General features: G+C 70.2%; 2 protein-coding genes. Both read left to right on the top strand.

Features of this window, described 5'->3' with window-relative positions; all coding sequences use genetic code 11:
* The coding region (locus A7A76_RS18580) for a hypothetical protein (RefSeq protein ID WP_343225365.1) at nt 1-805 on the top strand (805 nt) is incomplete at its 5' end.
* Nucleotides 802-1,272 (top strand): hypothetical protein, encoded by a 471-nt coding sequence (locus A7A76_RS18585; RefSeq protein WP_343225366.1) that lies wholly within the window; start codon nt 802-804, stop codon nt 1,270-1,272. The genes A7A76_RS18580 and A7A76_RS18585, both read left to right, overlap by 4 nt.
* The last annotated feature ends 548 nt before the right edge of the window (nt 1,273-1,820 follow it).

Genomic DNA, 1,820 nt, shown 5'->3' on the forward strand with positions numbered 1-1,820 from the left:
CGACCGCGCCTCGGATTCGGCCATCCGCCCCGCGCCGCGGCGTCCGGCGCGCGCGCCGCTGCGGCCGCCGTCGCCGCTGCGCCAGCAGTTCGAGCAGACGCCGGATCTGTACTCGTTCGCCCAATCGCTGCGCCTGCGCGCCGAGGCCGGCGAGCCCGAGGCGATGTGGCTGCTGACCCGGGTCTACGATTACTGCGCCACCTATTCCAACGCGCCGGTCGACTACCGCAACGACACCCGCACGCTGGAAGCGATGAAGGTGCGCGGCGCGGCGGCGATGACCGCCGCGCGCACCCGGGTCAGCGAGCGCTGCGCGCGCTTCGCCCCGGACGACGGGCTCGGCTATCCGATGATCCTGGTCAAGCGGATGGAAGCCGCGCAGGCCGGCAGCCTGGCCGCCGAGGCTTCGCTGCTGAGCGTCGGCAAGCCGCTGGAGAAGACCGAGGACTACCGCCGCAACCTGATCGACCGGGTGTTGCGCTCCAAGGATCCGGAAGCGTTCATGGCGCTGTCCGGCGGCATGGGCCTGGCCGCCAACAGCCGCAGCGCCGGTTTCGATTACCAGCGCGTGTCCGGCACCCAGTTCGCCGAACTGGCCTGGAAGCTGGCGGCGTGCCGGCTGGGGCAGGACTGCGGGCCGGACAGCTCGCTGATGACGTCCTACTGCGCCAACGGCGGCATTTGTTCGCAGGACCCGCAGCAGGATTTCGCGAGTTTCGTGTACGACGCGGCGATCCCGCGTCAGGGGGCGGAAGTGGTGCAAGAGATGATCTATTCGCTGACTGGCGAAGAGAGGACCAAATGAAACGCGAGCATTTCAAGCGCACGGCCAAGATCGGATTCTGGGCGTTGTTGTTGAGCGCCTATTCGGTCGGCGCGGCCGGCGTGATGATCGACGTGTTCGGCGCGGACTACCGCGAGCTGGGACAGGTCGCGGTGACTTCGGTGGACTCCAAGTCCGAGCGGCGCTCGTTGAGCGCGGCGCAGATCGCGGCGGTCTATCGCGCCCAGAGCGGCGCGCCGTTCTCGACCTTGCCGCCGGGCAGCACCTTCAAGGTGGTCTGGCCGGACGGTTCCAGCGAGTACGTGATGGTGGTCAGTCCATCGGCCAGCGGCGGCGTGCAGCCGATCCCGGGCACGCAGGTGCCGGCGAAGGGCAAGAAGGGCGGCAAGGCCGACGACGGCCAGCCGCGCAACGTGCCGGGCGCGACCGAGCTGACCGAGGCGGACGTGCAGGAAATGGCCGCGTGGATGGACGTGGTGGTGCGTTGATCGCTGCAATGGCGACGATGCGGAAGGCGTGCGCGCGCGGCGCGTGCGGTGAGGCGGTGGGCGCGCCGCGGGCATAGCGCGCGCAGCGTCGGTCGCGGGCCGGCGCGGGTCGGCGATGGAGCGGGTAGGCGATGGAGCGGGCCGCTGGGCGATGGCGGCCGACGAGGTTGCGGCGGGTTGGCGAAGCGGCGTGCGTTCCTCGCCGGGGCTGTATGGGCGGCTTTGACGGTTCGGGCGTTGTGTTGATTGCGCCGTGGTCGTCCTGTCGCGGTCGCGGCTTGCGCCGCTCCTACAGTCGGATACGAAACTTGCCGGAGCCCCTGTAGGAGCGACGCAAGTCGCGACCAACCGAAGCAACGCAGCCCCGCCGCCACGCCCCGAAGCCCCGCAACCCCCAGACCGTTATTCCGGCGAACGCCGGAATCCAACCGCAGCGACGCAGCTCCGCCGTGAACTTCGAAGCCCGCAATCCCCACGCCGTCACCCCGGCGAAAGCCGGAACCCAACCGCAGCGACGCGGCGCCGCCGTGACCTCCCGAAGTCCGCAA

This window comes from Lysobacter enzymogenes (genome assembly GCF_017168095.1).
GTDB lineage: Bacteria > Pseudomonadota > Gammaproteobacteria > Xanthomonadales > Xanthomonadaceae > Lysobacter > Lysobacter enzymogenes_D.

Bases quoted from the DNA above. Each gene is read 5' to 3' on its own strand.
- A7A76_RS18585 (WP_343225366.1), top strand. From the start codon at position 802: ATGAAACGCGAGCATTTCAAGCGCACGGCCAAGATCGGATTCTGGGCG.